Raw genomic sequence first — 21,601 nt, forward strand, 5'->3', positions numbered from 1 at the left:
GCGAAGACCTCAGCGCAGCGAAGCCGTCCGCATGACGAACGACGTCGTCTCGAGCTTGGCGGTGGCGGTGCCCGAGAAACTGTCGCAGGACAGGCCCTGCATCGGATCGTCGGCAAAACCCATGGCGATCACGGATTGCGGCTTGACGAAGTAGGCGCGCATTGCGGCCGTGTCGAGCTCGCCCATCAGCGTGACCGACATCGCGCGGCTGGCGCTCGGCGACAGCATCACGATCTTGAGCCAGATGCTTTCGCCCTTGGCTGCGGAGAGCCGGGTCGCGGTTGCGACCAAGCCATCGATGCGCTTGCCGACCACCGTGTTGATCTCGGTCGCGGGCGCAAGGTTGCGCGACGCGGCGGTGGGACGGGCGGAGCGCGGGATCGGCGCGGAGGCGGCGACGACATTGGCGCGGTCGACCGGGGAGGCGGACGCCGGCGCGTAGGCCAGGGCCTGATAGGCGGCGCTGGACACGCTCGCGGTCGGCTGCGGATCGGTGGCGGCGGCAAGCGCCTGCCGGGCCTTCAGCGCGGCAATCTGGGCCGGCGTCGCCTGCTGCGGCGTAGCCGGGGCATCCCAGAAGCCACGGGCATTGATGATATCGGCGGGCGTCTCGGGCTTGGCGTCAGCAGATTTGCCGGCGGCCGGCTTGTCAGCTACGGGCGCCGGCTTCGGCTTGGGCAGCGCGACGATCTGCGCATCGGCCGAGGCGAGCTGGATCGTCGCTGCGACTGACGGCTTGGCGCGTGGCGTCGGCACCGGATCGGCCGGCTTGGTCGCGGCGGCGACCACGGTCGGCGCGACAGGCTTCGCGGCCGGAGCGGGCGCGCCCTCGTCATCCTCGTCGTTGCTCGCGGCGGCCGGAGCCGGCTTGCCCTTGAACAGGGCGGCAAAGAAATTCGACTTGCTGCCGGAATCCTCGCCGCTGCCGCGCCGCTCGATCTCGGCCTTGGCGAGCTCATAGCCCTTCAGCGGCGTGCCGTCGGTCGGGACATGGACGGTGCGTCCGTCCGGGAAGACCCGGGCGAGCTGGTCATGCGTCATGCGCGGCCAATGCCGGATGCTGCCGGTGTCCAGATGTACGAACGGCGAGCCGGAGGTCGGATAGAAGCCGACGCCGCCGCGCTGGAGGCGCAGGCCGGCGAAGCGGATCTGCTCCAGCGGCACGTTCGGGATGTAGAAATCCATCGCATGCCCCAGCATGTGCTGGCTGAAGCGCGCCACGCCGGAGGAGCGGCGGCGGAGCATGGAGTTGGTGGCGGGCGAGCGGTAGGCCGAGATGATCTGGATCGGCTGCTTGCCGTCGACGTCGCGATAGACTTCCCAGAGGATGTCGAAGAGGTGACGGTCCATGACCGTCTCGTCCTGGCTGCGCCAGTCGCGCAGGAAGTGGTTGAGCTGCTTCAGCGCCGCTTCGTCGTAGCGCCCGTCGCGCTTGAAGGTGACGGTGAGGTCTTCGCCGGAATGGGTGTGGTGGAAGGAGAGCGTCTTGGTCTCGTTCAGCGCGGCGGCGTTATGAACTGAACCCGCGGCAGCAAGCAGCAATACGGCAGCGAGGCCGATCCGTGATCCGGCCTTCACTCCCGCATGGGACAACGACAGCACAGCAAATTGGCGTGCAATACCAGTCAGCACGTTAGAGCCCACCCAGTCGACGAGCGTTCAAAATGGACTCTCCCGCTAACCCCGGTAGCGCGCGAAAGAGGGTGAACGCTTTGTTAAAGCGAGAAGGTTAATTCGACGTTGACCTTCCCGCCCCCAAACCAAGTCAGATCGCGAACCTAACCGGGTGAGTGTGGCAAAAAAACGCCCGCTGCCCGAGGTCAGGTGGAGAATGGTTAACGTTAAGCGACCCCATCCAGAGGATGAAGTCGCTGATTTTACTGCGGAATTTCAGGAAATCAGACCCAGGGCGGCCTGGCTCAGCGGGTGAACACCCGCTGCTGCTGCGGCGGCCGGCGACCGACCGGGGCCGGCGGCGGGGTCGGCGCTCCGAACAGGCGCTCGAAGAAATTCGGGCCGGACGAGCCGCCATTGGCCGCCAGGACGCCGTTCGGCAGCGTCGTTGCCGGGCGTGAATAGCTTGGCTGGGAGTGCGCGACGACGTTCTCGAGATCCTTGCCGCGACCGTTCTTCAGGATGTTGATCATGGTCGCGTCGCGGCCATAGACGTCCTTGCGGAATTGCAGCTTGCCGCCATCGTCCACGAATGCAGTCTGATAGGTGATGTTGACCGGGATCGGGGTCGGGAATTTCAGGTCGATCTCGCTCTTCCCGTACATGCTGCGGACGCGTTCCGGCGTGTACTTCTCGTTCGGCATCGCGATGTTGAGCAGGACCGACGCGTACTGATCCGGGTTCTGCACGCGCATGCAGCCGTGGCTGAAGGCGCGTTCGTCCCGGGCGAACAGGTTCTTGTCCGGCGTGTCGTGCTGATAGACCAGGAACTTGTTCGGGAAATTGAAGCGGATGCGGCCAAGCGCATTGGCTTCACCGGGCGGCTGCGAGATGTGCACGGAGCCGTCGCGGTTCTGCTCGAGCTTGAGGCCCATGCGCTGGAGCACGGTCGGGTCCTGCTGAAGTGCCGGCAGATATTCGTTGTAGACGATCGACGGCGGCACGTTCCAGGTCGGATTGACCGTGATGTACTTCATCGTCTCGGTGAGCAGCGGGGTCGCATGCGTACCGGGCTTGCCGGTGACGACGCGGGTGGTCCAGACCTGCTGGCCGCGCTGCATCACCTTCAGCGTGTAGTCGGGAATGTTGAGGATGACGTAGGCGTCGCCGAGCGAGGGCACGCCCAGGTCGCGCGGCAGCCAGCGCCAGCGCTCCATGTTCACCAGCACCACGTCGATCTGCTTGTCGCGCTTCGGGGTGTTGATCGCCTTGACCGTCTTGTCGTCGAGGATGCCGGTCGCCTTGAGCTCGGCGCTGTTCTGGAACTTGCGCACGGCTTCTGCGACCGCCGCGTCATAGCGGGTGTCGCTGGCGTTCTCAGTGATGCCGAGCTTGGCGCGCAGCTGCGGCACGCGCGGATCTTCAACGACGATTTCAGCCTGCTTCTTGCCGGCCGGGGTGTATTTCAGCGTCGGACCATCGGCGATCTCGATCGCCGGGCCGTTGCCCTGGCCGCGGAGCTCAGCGAGCTTCGCCTTCAGCTCCTTGTAGAGCTTCTGCGGCGGATTGTAGCTGTCGAGCGCCGCGGAGGCGTCCGCCGCCGTCGTGACCTTGGCGAGCACCTCGTTCGGATCGACCGGATGCTCGGGATAGAGGATGTCGCCGCTGACCTGCGACCAGTGCATGCGGCCGCTCTGGGCCTGGCGCGCATAGTCGAACATGCTGGCGGTGAGCTTGAGCTCGGCATCGGCAAGCGTATCGGGTGTCGTGGCGGCTGCGAAGTCCGGCAGCGGGTAATCGGCGGGATTGAGACCGTCGGACGCCGCGTCTTTCAGCCGCGCGATCACGCCCTTGGCCGCAGCGGTCAGGCTGCCGGCCTGGGTCCAGACCGGCGCGAAGTCGCGTGCACCGTAAAACTTCTCGATCGCCGCGCGCTCGTTCTTGCGGTCGAAATAGCGCGAAGTCTTGGCGCCGATGATGTCCTTGAGCTTGTCGGCGACCGGCTGGTCGGCCGCGGGAACGTTGCTCGCGGCCTTCACCGGCTCCGAGGACGGAGCCGCAGCGGTGGCGGGCGCGGCCGGCGTTGTCGCCGTGTCGGCCTTGGCAGGTTCGGTCTTCGCCGTCTCGCTCTTCGGCGCCTCGGTCGCCGGCGTGGTGGCGACGTCGGAAGGCTTGGTCTCGACCTTGTCCGGCGCGGGAGCGGCTTCGGCCTTCACGGGTTCCTTGACCGGCTCTTTTGCCGAGTCCTGAACCGTGGCGGTGGTGTCGAGCTTGATGTCGGATGCGGTCGGGGGCGGGACGTTTGCGGGTTCGGGGCGCGGGATCGCGGCTTCGATCGCGAGCTCGGCAGCGCTGCTGCGCGCCTGATCCTGCGCCAGGGCCGAGCTGGCCGATACCGTGAGGAAGGTCGCCGCGACCGTCATCAAGACACGGTCAAAGCCTGCACGGTGGTTCAAACAGTCACGCATTGTGTCGCACCCCTCGGGTGAACTGTCCCCCGTGGAACAGCTTCGTTATCGCCTATTGAGCTTCGGCTAAACCGCGCCGGCCTCTCGAAAGTTGCACGCCTGCACGCAACGAATCCTACGCAGACGATATACAGGCCCCGATTTCGCAGCCAGCGCTACCCGGGACAACTCACGACAAACTGACTTCAAGCAAGCCTCTTGGCAACGGATTGTGCTCTTCTGCCACGCGCTTTTCCCTGTGTCTGTCACTTCCAAGTCACGGTTCAAATCGCAGTCGAATTCCGTCGTCGTACGAACGGCTTACAGTCGTATCGCTCCGCCCGGACGAACCTCCGTTCGCGTCAGGCTCAGTGCGTCTCCTCACCGCTTTTGCCGCCATGACCGGGAACCCCGGCCTCATCGAGTTTGCGGTAGAGGGTGGACCGGCCGATTTTGAGGCGGCGGGCGACCTCGGACATCTGCCCGCGGTAATGCGAGATCGCGAAACGGATGATCTCGTTCTCGATGTCCTCCAGCGGCCGGACGTCGCCGGTCGCGGTCAGCATGGAGAGAGCACCCGCTTGCGGCAGCGGTGCGATCGGTATGTCGTTACCCGACACGACGGAGGGGGCCGCGATTGGCTCCAGCATTAGCGGCGCGGTCGGAATGTCTGTTCCCGGATGCGGCTGCGAGGCGATCAGGGGGAAGTCGTCGAGGCCAAGCTGGTCGCCCTCGCTCATCACCACGGCGCGATAGACCGCGTTTTCGAGCTGGCGGATGTTGCCGGGCCAATCGAGCTGGGCAAGGTGCGCAACGGCCTCGCCGCTGATGCCGGTGATGGGGCGGTTCTCCTCGGCGGCAAAGCGGGCCAGGAAATGCCTGAGCAGATGCGGAATGTCCTCACGCCGGGCGCGCAGCGATGGGATCGTGAGCGGCAGCACATGCAGGCGATAGAACAAATCTTCCCGGAAGTGGCCCTGCTTGACCCGCTCAAGCAGCCTGCGGTTGGTCGCCGAGATGATGCGGACGTCGACCTTCACGGGTCTGCGGCCGCCGACCGCTTCGACCGCGCCTTCCTGGAGCGCGCGAAGCAGCTTGACCTGCGCGCTCAGCGGCAGCTCGCTGACCTCGTCCAGGAACAGCGTGCCGCCATGGGCTTCGACGAACTTGCCGGTGTGGCGTTCGGTGGCGCCGGTGAAGGCACCCTTCTCGTGACCGAACAGGATGGACTCGACGAGGTTGTCGGGGATCGCGCCGCAATTGACCGCGACGAACGGCTTTGCCTTGCGCTCGCCGCTGCCATGGATGGCGCGCGCGAACATCTCCTTGCCGACCCCGGACTCGCCCTCGATCAGCACCGGGATCGATGAGTTTGTTGCTTTCTGCGCCGCGCGCATCACGCCCGCCATCGCCTCGGCGCGGGTGATGATGTCGGAGAAGGTCAGCCGCCCCTCGCGGCTGTGACGGATGCGCTGCAATTCGCCCTTGAGCGCGGACGAATTGAGCGCGTTGCGAAGGGAGACCTGGAGCCGCTCGAGGCCGACCGGCTTGACCACGAAATCGGCCGCGCCCGCGCGCATCGCCGAGATCACATTGTCGATGCCACCATGGGCCGTCTGCACGATGACGGGGATGCTGAGACCCGCTTCGCGGATTTTCGCCAGCACGCCCATGCCGTCGAGGCCGGGCATCACGAGATCGAGGATGACGCCGTCGATGGCCGCGTCAGGGGCGGTGAGGGCGGCAATCGCCGCGTCGCCGGAGTCCACCACGATCGTCTCATAGCCGCATTTCTGCACCATGTTTTCGACCAGCCGGCGGGCTACAGCGTCGTCGTCGGCGATCAAAATACTGGCAGCCATGGTGTTCCCCGCACGCTACTACTATCTGTCTCGAATCGGGGCACTCTGGCCGAAGCCGATTAACGCACTGTTAAATCCTGATGCCCCCGCCCGCCGTCGCGATTGTTGAACACAGGTTTCCCACACAATGAATTCGCGCTCCAAGTCTGCAGTTAAGAAGTCCGCCGCTAGCAAGCCCGCTCTCCGCAAGCCGAACACCAAGACATCCGCAGCCAAGGCAAAACCCTCCAAGCGTTCACTCGCCAAGCCTTCACTCGTCAAGCCTGCGAGCAAGACCGGCAAGCTTCCGGAGTGGAACCTCGCCGACCTCTATTCCGGGATCGATGCGCCGGAAGTGGCGCGCGATCTCGCAAAGATGGATGCCGATTGCGTCGCGTTCGAGACGGACTACAAGGGCAAGCTCGCAACAGGAACAGCAAAGGAAGATGGCGGAAAATGGCTCGCTGAAGCCGTGCGACGCTATGAGGCGATCGACGACCTCGCCGGCCGTCTCGGCTCCTATGCCGGTCTCGTCCATGCCGGCGACAGCGTGGACCCCAAGATTTCAAAGTTTTACGGCGACGTTTCCGAGCGCCTGACGGCGGCATCGACGCATCTGCTGTTCTTCGCGCTCGAGCTCAATCGCGTCGATGACGATATTTTGAACCGCGCGATGCAGGCCACCGAGCTCGCGCACTACCGTCCCTGGATCGAGGATCTGCGCAAGGAGAAGCCGTACCAGCTCGACGACAAGCTCGAGCAGCTCTTCCTGGAGAAGGCGCAGACCGGATATTCCGCCTTCAACCGGCTGTTCGACCAGACCATCTCGGGCCTGCGCTTCAAGGTCGGGCCCAAGGAGCTCGCGATCGAGCCGACGCTCAATCTGTTGCAGGACCGCGACGGCGCCAAGCGCAAGGCTGCGGCGGAGGCGCTCGCAAAGACCTTCAAGGCCAATGAGCGCACCTTTGCGCTGATCACGAACACTCTGGCCAAGGACAAGGACATCTCCGACAGCTGGCGCGGTTTCAAGGACGTCGCGGATTCCCGGCATCTGAACAACCGCGTCGAGCGCGAGGTGGTGGATGCGCTGGTCGCCTCGGTGCGTGCGGCCTATCCAAAATTGTCGCATCGCTATTACGCGCTGAAGGCACGCTGGTTCGGCAGGAAGCGCCTGGCCTATTGGGACCGCAACGCGCCGCTGCCTTTTGCGGCGACCGACGTGATCGGCTGGGGCGACGCGCGAAACATGGTGCTTACCGCCTATCGCGGCTTCTCGCCAAAGATGGCTGACATCGCCGAGCGCTTCTTCACAGACCGCTGGATCGACGCGCCGGTGCGTCCGGGCAAGGCGCCCGGCGCGTTCTCGCATCCGACCACGCCGTCCGCGCACCCCTACGTGCTGATGAACTACCAGGGCAAGCCGCGCGACGTGATGACGCTCGCCCACGAGCTCGGCCACGGCGTGCATCAGGTCTTGGCCGCCGGGAACGGCGCGTTGATGGCGCCGACGCCGCTGACGCTGGCGGAGACCGCGAGCGTGTTCGGCGAGATGCTGACCTTCCGGCGGCTGCTGGCGCAGACCAGGAGCGCGAAGCAGCGCCAGGCGCTGCTCGCCGGCAAGGTCGAGGACATGATCAACACCGTGGTGCGACAGATCGCGTTCTATTCCTTCGAGCGCGCGGTCCACACCGAACGCAAGAACGGCGAGCTCACCGCGACGCGGCTCGGCGAGATCTGGCTCTCGGTGCAGGGCGAGAGCCTCGGGCCGGCAATCGAAATCAAAGCGGGCTACGAGAACTACTGGATGTACATCCCGCATTTCATCCATTCGCCGTTCTACGTCTACGCCTATGCGTTCGGCGATTGTCTCGTGAACTCGCTCTACGCCGTCTACGAGAATGCGGCCGAGGGATTCGCTGAACGCTATCTCGACATGCTCGCCGCCGGCGGCACCAAGCATTATTCCGAACTGCTGCGCCCGTTCGGGCTCGATGCCAAGGATCCAAAGTTCTGGGATGGCGGCCTGAGCGTCATCGCTGGGATGATCGACGAGCTGGAAGCGATGGGCTGAAGGCGGCGCTGTCGATCCTACGTCGGAGCGGTGTGGATGGGACCTCGCGAAGGGTCCGTCAACGGAAGCGGGTCTCCGACGGAACTGTAGCGGCTCATTCGGCCATCTCGCAGCCGCAGCATGCTAGGCTGGTGGCCTCGAAATGCTTCGGGAGGAAGTTGAACGTTCGCCTGCGCCCGTAGACTAATCTTCTGCGTACTAATTCCTTCGTGTGCAATTTTTAATTGATTGTGCGAGGCGCTGGGGAGGCGGACGTGGCCAGCGAAAGCGATCGGCAGACGGAAGTCTTTGAGCCGAACTTGACGGCGGCAAACGATGAAACGGGGTGGTCCACCCAGTTCAGCCGGATCATCGAGACCGAATTCGCGGCCATCAACAGCCGGCGCGCGGCGTTGGAAGCCGACCGCATCAAGGGGCTCGACGCAGGCCCTCGCGAGGGTTCTTCGCCCGATTCCGGGAAACCTTTCGTTCCCGTCATCCCGGCAAAGCGCGACGTCAACGACGTCGTCGGGCTCGCGCTGTCCGGCGGCGGCATCCGTTCGTCCGCCATATGTCTTGGCGTATTGCAGGCCCTCAATCATTACGAACTGATCAAGCGCATCGACTATCTCTCGACGGTCTCTGGCGGCGGCTATATCGGCAGCTCGCTCAGCGCGACGATGACCGCGGCGAACAGGTTCGTCTTTGGCGAGCAGCCGCTTCCCGGCTCGACTGACCGTGCAAGCGAAATCAGCGACACGCAGGCCGTGGGCCATATCAGGAACTATTCCAACTATCTGATTCCGGCCGGTGCGCGCGACCTGCTGACCGGCATTGCCATCGTCGTCCGCGGGCTTGTCGCTAATGTTGGCTTCGTGCTGCCGGTGGTTCTTCTGCTCGTCGCGCTGACAATCATCTCGAATCCGGCAAGGTCGTGCCTCTATGCGCCCAATCTGTTCGGCGTCAACGTTCTTGACGGACAGGTCTTTTCCTTCATCGGCAATTATCCGGTCATAAAGACGTTCGGATTCTCTCTGGCCGGTGCCTTTCTCGCAGTTGTCTTTCTGATCGTCGGCGTGATTCATCGCATGATTTGGCCGGTCAATCGCCGCGAGTTCTTTACTTATCTCGTCGGCATCTCGCTCGTCATGGGCCTGATCTGCAACGCCGCGCACTACTTTCCGATCGCGCATTTTGCGCTCACGCTTTCCGCGACGCTGTTGGGCCTCTTGCTGTTCCTGCTGTGGGCGCTGCGGCGCTCGTTCCTGCCGGACGATCGTCTCCAGGAGTTCCGTGGCCATCTGCCGACCATGGGTGCGACTTATCTGGTGCTGGTTGGTGCGATCGCCTTCTTCGAATTCCAGCCCTTCATGATTGCGCAGATGTTTGGCGTGGCCGAGGGCAGCGGGACCGATCAGGCGGCGGGACTGGTTGCCGGTGTTGTGGTTGGGTGGGTCAAGTCACTTGCAGCGGTCACCACGCCGATTGCAGCTCTCGTGACGGTGTTCCGGCAGCAACTGGGCGGTCTTTTGAAGGGCGCGGGTGCGTCGGATCTCACCTCCCGCATCCTTGCCTATGTCGCCAAGGCGGCAGTCTGGATCGCAGGGTTGGCGCTGCCGCTGCTGATCTGGATCGGCTATCTCTATCTTTGCTTCTGGGGCATCGCGAACGACAAGGCGGTTGGCGCCAATAGCCGGCAGTGCGATGTCAGCGGTTGGAGCGCGGATCCCATGACCGGGCCGGTCGAAGCCGCGCCTGCCAGCCTGTCCGGCAAGGTTCAGTTCAACTCGGAAGCCAAGACATTGTCGGCCGAGATTGCCAGCAAGGACGGCGCAATCGTTGCGGCTCCGGCGAAGGTCGACGTGGCCTCGCACATCCCGCATTGGCTGCTGGCCGCAGCGAAGCCGTTCGGCGATCCCAATCCCGACCATTGGTCGATGACGCTGCTCGGCTATTACAGGATTTCCAACAACATCAACCTGCCGATGGGGGGATTGTATTTTACCGTCGCGCTCGTCTTATTGATCGTATCGCTCATCATGCGGCCGAATGCCAATTCGTTGCACAGGCTGTATCGCGACCGGCTGAGCAAGGCCTTTCTTTTCCGCCCCGACATGCCCAAGCGGCGTATGGCCAAGGACGTCCCGAGCCTCGATCAGGGGCGCGATTTCCCCGAACTCGACCTCAAGCTGAGCGATTTGTGCCCGAGAGAGACCGCACAGGACGGGACAAGGACCTATCAGCTGGCGGCGCCCTACCATCTGATCAATGCTGCGCTCAACATCCAGGGCTCGGATTATGCCAACCGGCGCGGCCGCAATGCGGATTTCTTTCTGTTCTCGCCGGTATGGTCCGGCAGCGAGGCGACCGGCTATTGCGACACCGCCAAGCTCGAGCAGAAAGAAAGCGGACTCGATCTTGCGACCGCGATGGCCATTTCAGGAGCCGCCGCCTCGTCCAATATGGGATCGAACTCGATCAGGCCGCTGACGCCGACGCTCGCGCTCTTGAATGTACGGCTCGGCTATTGGCTGAAGAATCCACAATATGTCGACGATCGGGAGCGGCCGCAGCATCGCTCGACACTGTATCTATGGTCGGAAATCTCGGGCCGGCTCTACGAGAATGCGGACGCGGTCTACCTGACCGACGGGGGGCATATCGAGAATCTCGGTGTCTACGAATTGTTGCGCCGGCGCTGCAAGGTGATCATCGCGGTCGATGCGGAAGCCGATGCGCCGATGAATTTCAGCTCTCTGATGACGTTGCAGCGTTACGCCCGCATCGATCTCGGCGTCCGGATCAACCTGCCATGGCAACCTATTCGCGATCGCACGCGCGCGCTGATGGCGCGCAATGCCGACCGGAAGACCGAGTTGACGGCGCAGGACAAGGCGGACGACGCTTCGCAGGATCACGTCCACGTCGCCATCGGCGTCATCGATTACGGCGCCGAGCAGAACGGCTATCTCATCTACATCAAATCCTCGCTCACCGGCGACGAGAACGACTACATCTGCGACTTTGCCCGACGCAACGACACCTTCCCGCATGAAGCGACGGGCGATCAGTTCTTCTCGGAGGAACAGTTCGAGGTCTACCGCGCGCTCGGTTTCCACATGACCCATGGTTTCCTCAACGGCGAGCTTCCGGTGTCCGTCGGCTCGGGAACAGGACGACGGACCGCGAACTTCACCAAGGGAGGAGATCCGGTGGTCGATGCGGTCCGCGAGGCGCTCGGTCTTCCGGCGTTGCCGCGACAGGCCGCGACCGCCACGGGCACCATGATCGATCAAGGCTGAGCGGCTCTCGCGCCGAGCTTTCCCGCCAATTGGAATTCCAAATGACCCGATTTGCCGGGAAACCGCGCCTGCCTGCCGTTGCCCTACCCGGAAGTTTGCGGTATCCCAGCCGTGAAATTCGACTTTCGACTGGGGACAATTCATGGCTGACCATAGCGAAGTGGCGTACAGCACCGCCGACGGCAACGACTACGTTGCCCACGAGCAGACCTACGAGGGCTTCATCACGCTGGTGAAGTACGGCACGGTCTCGGTCGCGCTTATCGTGATCCTGATGGCGATCTTCCTGACCTGATCCACCGCCTGCAGCACCGCCAGCGTCGTCGGTGCCCATAAAATTTGCAATCAAGCCGGATTGAAAACCGGTATCCAACGTTGCGGGAGTAACGCTAAGTTCGCGTGCGCGCTTCTTCCCGCGTCGCCGGAGGGCCTATGAAGATCGCCGTTGCCAAGGAAATCGATCCGTCGGAGCCGCGGGTCGCCGCTTCGCCGGATACGGTGAAGAAGTTCAAGGCGTTAGGCGCCGAGATCGCCATCGAGCCGGGCGCCGGCCTCAAGTCGGGCCTGCCGGACTCCGAATTCACCGCCGTGGGCGCCACCGTCAGCGCCGACGCGCTGAAGGACGCCGACATCATCATCAAGGTGAAGCGCCCTGAAGCCTCCGAGTTGGCGCAGTACAAGCGCGGCGCGCTCGTCATCGCTATCATGGACCCCTACGGCAACGAGGCCGCGCTGAAGACGATCGCCGATGCCGGCGTCTCCGCCTTCGCGATGGAATTGATGCCGCGCATCACGCGCGCGCAGGTGATGGACGTGCTGTCCTCGCAGGCCAACCTTGCCGGCTACCGCGCCGTGATCGAGGGCGCCGAGGCCTTCGGACGCGCCTTCCCGATGATGATGACCGCGGCCGGCACGGTGCCCGCCGCCAAAGTGTTCGTGATGGGTGTCGGCGTCGCCGGCCTTCAGGCGATCGCGACCGCGCGCCGTCTCGGCGCCGTCGTCACCGCGACCGACGTCCGGCCCGCCACCAAGGAGCAGGTCGAATCGCTCGGCGCGAAATTCCTCGCCGTCGAGGACGAGGAATTCAAGAACGCGCAGACCGCCGGCGGCTACGCCAAGGAAATGTCGAAAGAGTATCAGGCCAAGCAGGCCGCGCTCACCGCCGAGCACATCAAGAAGCAGGACATCGTGATCACCACCGCGCTGATTCCGGGCCGGCCTGCGCCGAGGCTCGTCACGGCCGAGATGGTCAAGTCGATGAAGCCAGGGTCGGTGCTGGTCGATCTCGCCGTCGAACGCGGCGGCAATGTCGAAGGCGTCAAGGCGGGCGAGGTCGCCGAGGTCGATGGCATCAAGATCGTCGGCTACACCAACGTCGCCGGCCGCGTCGCGGCGTCGGCCTCCAGCCTCTACGCGCGCAATTTGTTCAACTTCATCGAGACGATGGTCGACAAGACCAGCAAGGCGCTGGCCGTGAACTGGGACGACGAACTCGTCAAGGCGACCGCGCTGACCCGAGACGGCGCCGTCATCCACCCGAATTTCCAGCCGAAAGCGTAAGGAGAGCCGTCATGGAGCATATTGCACAGGTCGTCGATCCCTTCGTCTTCCGGCTGTCGATCTTCGTTCTCGCCGTCTTCGTCGGCTATTTCGTGGTGTGGTCGGTGACCCCGGCGTTGCATACACCGCTGATGAGCGTGACCAATGCGATCTCCTCGGTGATCGTGGTCGGCGCGCTGCTCGCGGTCGGCGTCGGCATGATTTCGAGCGGCTCAGGCTGGGCGCGCGGCTTCGGCTTCATCGCGCTCATTTTTGCCTGCGTGAATATCTTCGGCGGCTTCCTTGTCACCCAGCGCATGCTGGCGATGTACAAGAAGAAGGTGAAGTGAGCGGCGTGCACCTCGGGGTGACAAAGACAAAGGGGACCTGAGATGAACGCCAATCTGGCTGCAGTTCTGTATCTCGTGGCGGGTGTGCTGTTCATCCTGTCACTGCGCGGGCTGTCCAGCCCCGCCTCATCGCGGCAGGGCAATTTCTTCGGCATGATCGGCATGGCGATCGCGGTCGCCACCACGCTGGCCAGCCATCCGCCGGCGGACGGCCTCGCCTGGATCCTGGTGATCCTTGGCATCGCGATCGGCGGCAGCGTCGGCGCGGTGATCGCGCGCCGCGTGCCGATGACCTCGATGCCGGAACTGGTCGCCGCCTTCCATTCGCTGGTCGGCATGGCCGCGGTGCTGGTCGCCGCCGGCGCGTTCTACGCGCCGGAGGCCTTCGACATCGGCAGCCCCGGCAACATTCATCCGCAGAGCCTGGTCGAAATGTCGCTCGGCGTCGCCATCGGCGCGCTGACCTTCACCGGTTCGGTGATCGCGTTCCTGAAGCTGTCCGCGCGCATGAGCGGCGCGCCGATCATCCTGCCGTTCCGTCACATCATCAACATCGCGCTCGCGGTCGCCCTCGTCGTCTTCATCGTCGGGCTGGTGATGTCGGGCAGCGCGCTTGACTTCTGGCTGATCGTCATCATCGCGCTGGCGCTCGGCGTCCTCATGATCATCCCGATCGGCGGCGCCGACATGCCGGTCGTGATTTCGATGCTGAACTCGTACTCGGGCTGGGCCGCGGCCGGCATCGGCTTTACCCTCGGCAATTCCGCGCTGATCATCACCGGCGCGCTGGTGGGATCAAGCGGCGCGATCCTGTCCTACATCATGTGCCACGCGATGAACCGCTCCTTCATCTCGGTCATCCTCGGCGGCTTCGGCGGCGAGACCGCGGCGGCCGGCGGTGGCGGCGGCGAGCAGAAGCCGGCCAAGCTCGGCTCGGCCGACGATGCGGCCTTCATCATGAAGAACGCGCAGAAGGTCATCATCGTGCCCGGCTACGGCATGGCGGTGGCGCAGGCTCAGCATGCGCTACGCGAAATGGGCGACGTCCTGAAGAAGGAAGGCGTCGAGGTGAAATACGCCATTCACCCGGTCGCGGGCCGCATGCCCGGCCACATGAACGTGCTGCTGGCCGAAGCCAACGTGCCCTATGACGAGGTGTTCGAGCTCGAGGACATCAACTCCGAATTCGCGCAGGCCGACATCGCCTTCGTGATCGGCGCCAACGACGTCACCAATCCGGCCGCCGAAGAGGACAAGACCTCGCCGATCTACGGCATGCCCGTGCTCCAGGTCTGGAAGGCCGGCACAGTGATGTTCATCAAGCGCTCGCTCGCTTCGGGCTATGCCGGCATCGACAATCCGCTGTTCTATCGCGACAACACCATGATGCTGCTCGGCGACGCCAAGAAGGTCACCGAGAACATCGTCAAGGCGATGTAGCGCGCAGGCAAGCGGGCCATTGCCAAGCGCGCCGCCATGCGGCGGCGTGCGGCTGCTGTGACGTTCCGGCGCGCCACGGGCGAGGTCATGAAATTGCTGCGGAGCCGGCGCAAAGCCCAGAACGGGGGCCGGGCCGCGTCATCATGACCATCGTCAAGTGGATCGCCGTCCTGCTCGTGACCGTCTATTGCGCCGGTCTCGTCGTGCTGTATGTCAGGCAGCGCGAGATGCTGTTTCCGATCCCGCCCGTCGGTCGCACCACGCCGGACGCCGCAGGCCTCCCTGAGGCCGAAGAGCACGTCCTGACCACCTCCGATGGCGAAAAGGTCATCGTCTGGCACGTGCCGGCGAAGCCCGGTCGTCCCGTGATCCTGTATTTTCCGGGCAATGGCGATTATCTCGCCGGTCGCATCAGCCGTTTCAAGGCCATGACGGCGGACGGCACCGGCCTCGTCGCGCTGTCCTATCGTGGCTATGCCGGCTCGAGCGGGGCGCCGAGTGAGGCCGGCCTGCTGCGCGATGCCGCGGCAGCCTACGCCTTCACCACCGCGCGCTACGCGGCGGAACGAATCGCCGCCTGGGGCTTTTCGCTCGGGACCGGCGTCGCTGTCGCGAGCGCCTCGGAGCATCGTGTTGGAAAACTCATCCTGGAAGCGCCCTATACATCGACGGCCGACATTGCAGCTTCATCGTTCTGGTACGTTCCGGTGCGCCTGCTGATGCGCGATCCATTTCATTCCGACGAGCGTATCCCGCGCGTCACTGTGCCGCTATTGGTGATGCATGGCACCGATGACCTTGCCATTTCGATCGTGTTCGGAGAGCGTCTGTTCGCGCTTGCGCACGAACCGAAGCAGTTCGTTCGCTTTCCAGGCGGTGGACACGATAATCTCGATGCATTCGGTGCGATTGAAACGGCGAGGCGCTTCATTGCTTTCTAGACGACTTGTCGTTCGGCGCGCGAGCGGGTTCATTGCCGCGATCCTCGTGATGTTGTTGCCACAGCACGCATGGGCTGCGACCGGGCTCGACGGCGCGGCGATGGGCTGGCCCTATGCGCTGCCGTTTGCTGGCCTCCTGCTGTCGATCGCGCTCGGCCCGCTGCTGTTTGCACGATTCTGGCACCATCATTACGGCAAGATCGCCGCAGCCTGGTCGCTGCTGGCACTCGCCTCGCTGGTCATCCTTGCCGGGAGCATGGCGACGCTGGCGGCGCTCGTTCACGCCATGCTCGCCGAGTATCTCGGCTTCATCGTGCTGCTGTTCTCGCTCTATGTCGTGGCCGGGGGCATTCTCGTGACGGGCGACATCAAGGCGACGCCGGCGGCCAACGCCGGCATCCTCGCGCTCGGTACGGTGATGGCGAGCGTCGTCGGCACCACGGGGGCGGCCATGATCCTGATCCGCCCTCTGATCCGCGCCAACCGGCCGCGGCGCTACAACGCCCATGTCGTCATCTTCTTCATCATCCTGGTCGCCAATGTCGGCGGCGCGCTGAGCCCGCTCGGCGATCCCCCGCTGTTCGTCGGCTTCCTGCATGGCGTCGGCTTCTTCTGGACCACGCGGACCATCTGGCTGCAGACGGCGATCGTTGCCGGACTGCTGCTCGCGATCTTCGTCGTCATCGACGTCTGGCGCTTCCGTAGCGAACCCTTGCCCGGCGCTGCCGGCGCCGCGAAGCCGGTCCGCATCCGCGGCCTCGTCAACCTGGTGCTGATCGCTGCCATCGTCGCGAGCCTGCTGGCCTCGGCGATGTGGAAGCCCGGCATCGCCTTCGACATTCTCGGGACCACGCTGGAGCTGGAAGACATCGCCCGCAACGCGGCGCTGCTGGCCATAGCGGGCCTGTCGGTGTGGTTGACGCCGGACGAGCACAGGCAGGCCAACGGCTTCACCTGGGAGCCGATCCGCGAGGTCGCAAAGCTGTTCGCCGGCATTTTTATCGCGATCATCCCGGTCATCGCCATGCTCAATGCCGGCCATCACGGCGCGTTCGCCTGGCTGCTGTCGGCCGTGACGACGCCGGACGGCACGCCGCGCGAGGTTGCCTATTTCTGGTTTACCGGCCTGATGTCGGCGTTCCTCGACAATGCGCCGACCTACCTGTTGTTCTTCGAGTTGGCCGGTGGGGACCCGCAGGTGATGATGCACGAGCTCTCGGGTACGCTCGCCTCCATCTCCATGGGCGCAGTCTACATGGGCGCGCTCACCTATATCGGTAACGCGCCGAATTTCATGGTGAGCAGCATCGCTCGCGAGAACGGCATCGAGATGCCGAGCTTCTTCGGTTATTTCGTGCGCGCCAGCGCGGTGCTGATCCCGCTATTCGTGCTGCTGACGCTGCTGCCGTTCGCTCCGATCCTGCGCTGGCATTGAATCTGCCGCCCGATTTGCTACTGCTCGCCCAAGATGCGATGAATTTGCGCGAAGCAATTGGAGCCGGTGGATGAGCGCGCACAATCCGATGCCTCGGTCGGCCTGGATCTTTCCGGCGCTGGCGGTGCTGCTGTTCGCGGCCGTCAGCGCGACGGGCTACGTGTTTACGCTGTCGTTCGGCGGGCTCGTCTTCGCCCTCGTGCTCCTCGTCATCCTGTTCGGCACGGTGTTTGCCGCGGTCCATCATGCCGAAGTGATCGCCGAGCGGGTCGGCGAACCCTACGGCACGCTGGTGCTGACGCTCGCGGTGACCATCATCGAGGTGGCGCTGATCACCACGATCATGCTGGGCGACAAGCCGGCCCCGGAACTGGCGCGCGACACCGTGTTCGCCGTGGTCATGATCGTCTGCAATGGCCTCGTCGGGCTCTGCATCTTCATCGGCGGCCTGCGCTATCGCGAGCAGGGCTTTCAGCTCTCCGGCGCCAACGTTTATCTCAGCGTGCTGTTCGCGCTCGCGACCATCACCCTGATCATGCCGAACTACACCACGACCACGCCGGGCCCGGTCTATTCGGCGGTTCAACTCGGCTTCGTCGACGTTGTCACGCTCGCGCTGTACGGGGTGTTTCTCTACACCCAGACCGTACTGCACAAGGATTACTTCGTTCACGAACGGGCGGGCGGCGGCAGCGGCGAGGCGCATCTGTCGGGCCGGACTATGGTGCTCAGCATCGTGCTGCTGCTGATCGCGTTGCTGGCGGTCGTGCTGCTATCCAAGAAATTCTCGCTGGTCGTCGACGCCGTCGGGGCCAAAATTGGTGCGCCGCCTGCCTTTGCCGGACTTCTGGTGGCGCTCCTGATCCTGCTGCCGGAAGGCGTCGCGGCCGTCTCGGCGGCCCGCAAGAACGACCTCCAGAAGAGTATCAACCTCGCTTTGGGCTCCTCGCTGGCTACCATCGGGCTGACCATCCCGGCCGTCGGTGTCGCCACCTATGCACTCGACAAGGAGCTCACGCTCGGCCTGAGCGAGCAGGGCATCGTGCTTTTGCTCCTGACCTTCTTTTTGAGCATGCTGACCTTCGGTACAGGCAGGACCAATGTCCTGTTCGGGCTGGTCCATATGGTGGTATTTGCCGTCTACGTGTTCATGGTTTTCGTGCCCTGAACCGGTTTTCCGGATATGCCCCCAGGAGAGTTCCGATGCTTGCCGCCAAGTCCGAGGTTCAGGTCGACAATGAGCAGGTTCGGGTGACCGAGTGGCGGCTCGCGCCAAACAGCGCCACCGGGCATCACACGCACGGCATGGACTACGTCATTGTTCCCGTGGTCGCAGGGGAAATGACCATCGTGGCACCCAGTGGCGAGCGGTCCAAAGCACAGCTTGCGGCTGGGAAATCCTATTTTCGCAAGGCCGGCGTCCAGCACGACGTGCTTAACGAAACCGCAACCGAGATCGTGTTCCTTGAGGTCGAGCTGAAGCCGTAATTCCGGCGTACCCCTTTGCCATTGATCTGTCGCAGTTGATCCCTCACTATGCCTCAAAGTTCCCGCATCAGATCGCGCGGGGAGTGGCCGGAATGCTGAAATACATCGCTAAAATCTCGATGGACATCTTCCCCTCGGTGCTCGCAACGATCATCGGGGCGTACATCGTTAATCATTACATCAACGCCAAGCCGGCGGCGGATGCACCCGCGGCCGTGACGGCGCCGGCCGAGGCTGGCAAGAACGGCAAGCCCGCTGATGTGGCCAACCTCCCCGCGCCCGGCGTCAAGGCCAAGGGCATTTCCGAGAAGAAGGTGACAGACAAGCCGGCGACCGAGAAGGCTGCCGATCAGCCCGCTGCGGAGCCGAAGACCTCGACGGCGGACGTGGCACCGGCCGAGGCCTCGCCGCGTGGCAAGCCGTCCGCGCGCGAGAAGGCAGTCGCCAAGTCCACCCCGGCCGTCAGTGCACCCGCTCCCGCCACCCCGGTGGTGGAGGCCAATTCGGCGCCGGCTGCTGCCGCGCCGGCCGCAACCCCCGACGCCAACGATCTCGTGCGCGCCGCGATCGAGCGCCTACGCAAGTCGCCTGAGAGCAAAGCGGCTGAGGCCAAAGCTTCCGACAACAAGTCTTCCGAGACCAAGTCTTCCGAGACCAAGTCGCCCGAGAAGACTCAGGAGCCTGCGGTGCGTGAAGTCGCCCGCACCCCGGAGGCCCCGCGTATCATTCCCGTGGATACGTCATCGGTGCGTCCGTTGCCGCCGCCGATCACGGTCTCGACACCCGCAGCCGAGGCTTATGGCAATGGCGGCTCGTCGCAGGCGAGCCCGCCCTATACCGCCTCGGTCGGCAACGAGAACCCGAATCGGCTGACGCCCCCGGCTGATATTCCGGTCCCGATGATCGCGCCCCCTCTCGATCTGCGCGCCGATGCCGGCGCGTCCATGCCGCGGCCGAAGACCAATGTCGCCGACGACATGCTGTCGGGCGTCAAGTCCATGTTCCATTCCGTTCTGCCGAAGAGCGTCACCCCGGATTAAGACGGCGCCTGCGCTGCGCCAGAATCGTCAGCCGCCGACGCGGGCGAGGCCGCTGCGGGCGACGTCGTCGCGTGGACGAAGCGAGACCGCCTTGGCGTAGGACGCCGCCGCCTTGGTCCTGTCGCCCAGCCGTTCATAGGCTTGCCCGCGTATGGTCCAGACCTGGGCATTGTGGGGGTCGGCCTCGGAAGCCTCATCCAGGTCCGCCGCGGCTTCCTTGACCTTGCCGAGGGCGAGATAGCTGATGGCGCGGCCGAGCAGCGGCTCGACCTTCTGCGGGTTTAGGCCGCTCGCGGCGCTGAAATCGGCGATCGCGAAATCGTGCTGGTTCTTGCCCTGGTAGATCAGGGCGCGGCCATAGAGCGCCTGCGCATTGTAGGGATCGAGTCCGACCGCGTGATTGAATTCATCGAGCGCGGCCGCCGTCTCGCCGGACTTTGCCAGGGCCTGGGCCTTTGCCGTATGGGCCTGGGCTTCGCTGACATTGCCGGCGCTGACCACGTTCTCGGCGGTCGTGGCTGCCTTGGGTGCCTCCTGCGGCTTCTCCTTCTCTGGCGTCAGCGATCCCAGGTCGAAGGAGCAGCCGCACAGCGAAATCCCCATCAAGGCCAGCGCAAACGGCTGCAGCAAGATCTGGCATAACCGCGCCAAGCCGCGCTTGGGGAAAGGGGAGGCCATCTACGGTTCGCTCGCGCTGGTGCCGCATCGGTAGTGCCCCATCCCAGGAAGGCACCGTTCACAAAACAATAACGCGGGCCAGGGGCCCGCGTTATCGAAAACTGAAGTCTCTCAAATTCGGTAAATCAGCGCGGTCCGCGCGGACCAGCACTTGCACCTGCACCAGCACCGGGGCCACCGCGACCGCCACGATCACCGCCGGGGCCGGCGCCGAACACCGGCTTCGGCTTCATCGGCAGCAGGCCTTCGCGCTGCAGCTTCTTGCGGGCCAGCTTGCGTGCGCGACGCACGGCTTCGGCCTTTTCGCGGGCCTTCTTCTCGGAGGGCTTTTCGTAGTGACCGCGGAGCTTCATCTCGCGGAAAATACCCTCGCGCTGCATCTTCTTCTTCAGCGCCTTGAGGGCTTGATCGACATTGTTATCGCGAACGAGAACCTGCACGCGGCATCCTCTTCAGTGGATCGGATTTGAATTCTGGTAAGTCAAAGGGATGGCGAAACGCACAAGCCCTTAACCTTGAGGGCGCGGATGTATCAGACAAAACTTGGGATGTCCACCGGCCAAGCGGGGTTTCGGGCCAAGTTCAGCCATTAAATGAGGCGAAATACCTCTGTGCGGCCCTGATTTGGGAGATTTGACGCCAAGGGTGGGGCCGTTTCCGGAGCTTTGGTCCGGAATCTTTGAAAGCAGGGGACCACACACATGGATATGAAGAAATACGCGGCCGAGGCTATCGGCACCTTTTGGCTCACATTCGCAGGTTGCGGGAGCGCGGTGATCGCGGCCGGCTTTCCGCAGGTTGGCATCGGCCTGGTCGGTGTCTCCCTCGCGTTCGGGCTCAGCGTGGTCACCATGGCCTACGCGATCGGCCACATCTCAGGCTGCCATCTCAATCCGGCCGTTACCGTCGGTCTTGCCGCCGGCGGACGTTTTCCGGCCGGACAGATCCTGCCTTATGTGATCGCACAGGTCGCCGGCGCGATCGTGGCCGCGTGGCTTCTCTACGTCATCGCAAGCGGAGCTCCCGGCTTCGACGTCAGCAAAGGATTCGCGTCCAACGGCTACGACGCCCATTCTCCCGGCCAGTACAGCATGATCGTGTGCTTCCTTACGGAGGTGGTGATGACCATGATGTTCCTGTTCATCATCATGGGCGCCACCCACGGCCGTGCGCCCGCGGGTTTTGCGCCGCTGGCGATCGGACTCGCGCTCGTGATGATCCATCTCGTCAGCATCCCCGTCACCAACACCTCGGTGAACCCGGCGCGCAGCACGGGGCCTGCATTGTTCGTCGGCGGCTGGGCGTTGTCGCAGCTCTGGCTGTTCTGGGTCGCGCCGCTGATCGGCGGCGCGCTGGGCGGGGTGATCTATCGCTGGCTCAGCGACGAACCCACCGGCGTCGTCGCTGGCGCAAAGACGGCGTAATCGCAAAGCGGG

At 64.1% G+C, this 21,601-nt stretch carries 17 protein-coding genes; 12 read left to right on the forward strand and 5 right to left on the reverse strand.

All coding sequences use genetic code 11. The features are described from left to right. Positions 1-9: 9 nt before the first annotated feature. The 3 genes from AC0L3J_RS15315 to AC0L3J_RS15325 all read right to left on the reverse strand — a co-directional run bounded on the left by AC0L3J_RS15315 (position 10) and on the right by AC0L3J_RS15325 (position 5,923). Positions 10-1,644: a peptidoglycan L,D-endopeptidase MepK gene (locus tag AC0L3J_RS15315; protein WP_473347537.1), complete on the reverse strand. Its 1,635-nt coding sequence runs from the start codon at positions 1,642-1,644 to the stop codon at positions 10-12. Positions 1,645-1,919: 275 nt separating this feature from the next. Next, the gene (locus AC0L3J_RS15320) at positions 1,920-4,082 is read right to left on the reverse strand and encodes a L,D-transpeptidase family protein (RefSeq protein WP_473347538.1); all 2,163 of its coding nucleotides are present in this window, start codon (positions 4,080-4,082) and stop codon (positions 1,920-1,922) included. 347 nt (positions 4,083-4,429) lie between these two features. After that, positions 4,430-5,923, reverse strand: a complete 1,494-nt coding sequence (locus AC0L3J_RS15325; protein ID WP_473347539.1) for a sigma-54-dependent transcriptional regulator — start codon at positions 5,921-5,923, stop codon at positions 4,430-4,432. Positions 5,924-6,050: 127 nt separating this feature from the next. Here AC0L3J_RS15325 and AC0L3J_RS15330 point away from each other — a divergent pair, with 127 nt between their 5' ends. The 11 genes from AC0L3J_RS15330 to AC0L3J_RS15380 all read left to right on the forward strand — a co-directional run bounded on the left by AC0L3J_RS15330 (position 6,051) and on the right by AC0L3J_RS15380 (position 19,487). After that, the gene (locus tag AC0L3J_RS15330) at positions 6,051-7,973 is read left to right on the forward strand and encodes a M3 family oligoendopeptidase (RefSeq protein WP_473347540.1); all 1,923 of its coding nucleotides are present in this window, start codon (positions 6,051-6,053) and stop codon (positions 7,971-7,973) included. A 254-nt stretch (positions 7,974-8,227) separates the two neighbouring features. Continuing rightward, on the forward strand, positions 8,228-11,254 hold the full coding sequence (locus AC0L3J_RS15335) for a patatin-like phospholipase family protein (protein ID WP_473347541.1): 3,027 nt from the start codon (positions 8,228-8,230) through the stop codon (positions 11,252-11,254). A 142-nt stretch (positions 11,255-11,396) separates the two neighbouring features. Beyond that, a complete protein-coding gene (locus AC0L3J_RS15340) occupies positions 11,397-11,549 on the forward strand; it encodes an aa3-type cytochrome c oxidase subunit IV (protein WP_473347542.1) in 153 nt (50 codons plus the stop codon). A gap of 137 nt (positions 11,550-11,686) precedes the next feature. Further along, a complete protein-coding gene (locus AC0L3J_RS15345) occupies positions 11,687-12,814 on the forward strand; it encodes a Re/Si-specific NAD(P)(+) transhydrogenase subunit alpha (RefSeq protein WP_473347543.1) in 1,128 nt (375 codons plus the stop codon). Between the two features lie 11 nt (positions 12,815-12,825). Then, the gene (locus AC0L3J_RS15350) at positions 12,826-13,143 is read left to right on the forward strand and encodes a proton-translocating transhydrogenase family protein (RefSeq protein ID WP_007596278.1); all 318 of its coding nucleotides are present in this window, start codon (positions 12,826-12,828) and stop codon (positions 13,141-13,143) included. Between the two features lie 42 nt (positions 13,144-13,185). Beyond that, positions 13,186-14,583: an NAD(P)(+) transhydrogenase (Re/Si-specific) subunit beta gene (locus tag AC0L3J_RS15355; protein WP_456768037.1), complete on the forward strand. Its 1,398-nt coding sequence runs from the start codon at positions 13,186-13,188 to the stop codon at positions 14,581-14,583. Between the two features lie 143 nt (positions 14,584-14,726). Beyond that, a complete protein-coding gene (locus AC0L3J_RS15360; RefSeq protein WP_473347544.1) occupies positions 14,727-15,524 on the forward strand; it encodes an alpha/beta hydrolase in 798 nt (265 codons plus the stop codon). Next, positions 15,478-16,959 (forward strand): sodium:proton antiporter, encoded by a 1,482-nt coding sequence (locus tag AC0L3J_RS15365; RefSeq protein ID WP_473347545.1) that lies wholly within the window; start codon positions 15,478-15,480, stop codon positions 16,957-16,959. The genes AC0L3J_RS15360 and AC0L3J_RS15365 overlap by 47 nt, the downstream gene beginning before the upstream one ends. Before the next feature lie 70 nt (positions 16,960-17,029). After that, on the forward strand, positions 17,030-18,127 hold the full coding sequence (locus AC0L3J_RS15370; protein ID WP_473347546.1) for a calcium:cation antiporter: 1,098 nt from the start codon (positions 17,030-17,032) through the stop codon (positions 18,125-18,127). A gap of 35 nt (positions 18,128-18,162) precedes the next feature. After that, on the forward strand, positions 18,163-18,447 hold the full coding sequence (locus AC0L3J_RS15375) for a cupin domain-containing protein (protein ID WP_275169581.1): 285 nt from the start codon (positions 18,163-18,165) through the stop codon (positions 18,445-18,447). Between the two features lie 92 nt (positions 18,448-18,539). Further along, the gene (locus tag AC0L3J_RS15380; protein WP_473347547.1) at positions 18,540-19,487 is read left to right on the forward strand and encodes a prolipoprotein diacylglyceryl transferase; all 948 of its coding nucleotides are present in this window, start codon (positions 18,540-18,542) and stop codon (positions 19,485-19,487) included. A 27-nt stretch (positions 19,488-19,514) separates the two neighbouring features. On the opposite strand, the gene AC0L3J_RS15385 is transcribed toward AC0L3J_RS15380, so the two are convergent. Further along, entirely contained in the window at positions 19,515-20,165 is a 651-nt protein-coding gene (locus AC0L3J_RS15385; protein ID WP_473347548.1) for a tetratricopeptide repeat protein, read from the reverse strand. 125 nt (positions 20,166-20,290) lie between these two features. Continuing rightward, a complete protein-coding gene (gene rpsU, locus AC0L3J_RS15390; RefSeq protein WP_007614218.1) occupies positions 20,291-20,605 on the reverse strand; it encodes a 30S ribosomal protein S21 in 315 nt (104 codons plus the stop codon). A 261-nt stretch (positions 20,606-20,866) separates the two neighbouring features. Between rpsU and aqpZ the strand changes: the two genes are divergently transcribed. After that, a complete protein-coding gene (gene aqpZ / locus AC0L3J_RS15395; RefSeq protein ID WP_247401078.1) occupies positions 20,867-21,589 on the forward strand; it encodes an aquaporin Z in 723 nt (240 codons plus the stop codon). The last annotated feature ends 12 nt before the right edge of the window (positions 21,590-21,601 follow it).

It is taken from the genome of Bradyrhizobium sp. Kon37, from assembly GCF_055807535.1.

Excerpts from the sequence above, each read along its gene's own strand:
- AC0L3J_RS15345 (WP_473347543.1), top strand. The coding sequence starts at position 11,687 with ATGAAGATCGCCGTTGCCAAGGAAATCGATCCGTCGGAGCCGCGGGTC.
- AC0L3J_RS15385 (WP_473347548.1), bottom strand. The coding sequence starts at position 20,165 with ATGGCCTCCCCTTTCCCCAAGCGCGGCTTGGCGCGGTTATGCCAGATC.
- AC0L3J_RS15330 (WP_473347540.1), top strand. The coding sequence starts at position 6,051 with ATGAATTCGCGCTCCAAGTCTGCAGTTAAGAAGTCCGCCGCTAGCAAG.
- AC0L3J_RS15375 (WP_275169581.1), top strand. The coding sequence starts at position 18,163 with ATGCTTGCCGCCAAGTCCGAGGTTCAGGTCGACAATGAGCAGGTTCGG.
- AC0L3J_RS15340 (WP_473347542.1), top strand. The coding sequence starts at position 11,397 with ATGGCTGACCATAGCGAAGTGGCGTACAGCACCGCCGACGGCAACGAC.
- aqpZ (WP_247401078.1), top strand. The coding sequence starts at position 20,867 with ATGGATATGAAGAAATACGCGGCCGAGGCTATCGGCACCTTTTGGCTC.
- AC0L3J_RS15365 (WP_473347545.1), top strand. The coding sequence starts at position 15,478 with ATGCATTCGGTGCGATTGAAACGGCGAGGCGCTTCATTGCTTTCTAGA.
- AC0L3J_RS15325 (WP_473347539.1), bottom strand. The coding sequence starts at position 5,923 with ATGGCTGCCAGTATTTTGATCGCCGACGACGACGCTGTAGCCCGCCGG.
- AC0L3J_RS15360 (WP_473347544.1), top strand. The coding sequence starts at position 14,727 with ATGACCATCGTCAAGTGGATCGCCGTCCTGCTCGTGACCGTCTATTGC.
- AC0L3J_RS15355 (WP_456768037.1), top strand. The coding sequence starts at position 13,186 with ATGAACGCCAATCTGGCTGCAGTTCTGTATCTCGTGGCGGGTGTGCTG.
- AC0L3J_RS15320 (WP_473347538.1), bottom strand. The coding sequence starts at position 4,082 with ATGCGTGACTGTTTGAACCACCGTGCAGGCTTTGACCGTGTCTTGATG.
- AC0L3J_RS15370 (WP_473347546.1), top strand. The coding sequence starts at position 17,030 with ATGAGCGCGCACAATCCGATGCCTCGGTCGGCCTGGATCTTTCCGGCG.
- AC0L3J_RS15380 (WP_473347547.1), top strand. The coding sequence starts at position 18,540 with ATGCTGAAATACATCGCTAAAATCTCGATGGACATCTTCCCCTCGGTG.
- AC0L3J_RS15350 (WP_007596278.1), top strand. The coding sequence starts at position 12,826 with ATGGAGCATATTGCACAGGTCGTCGATCCCTTCGTCTTCCGGCTGTCG.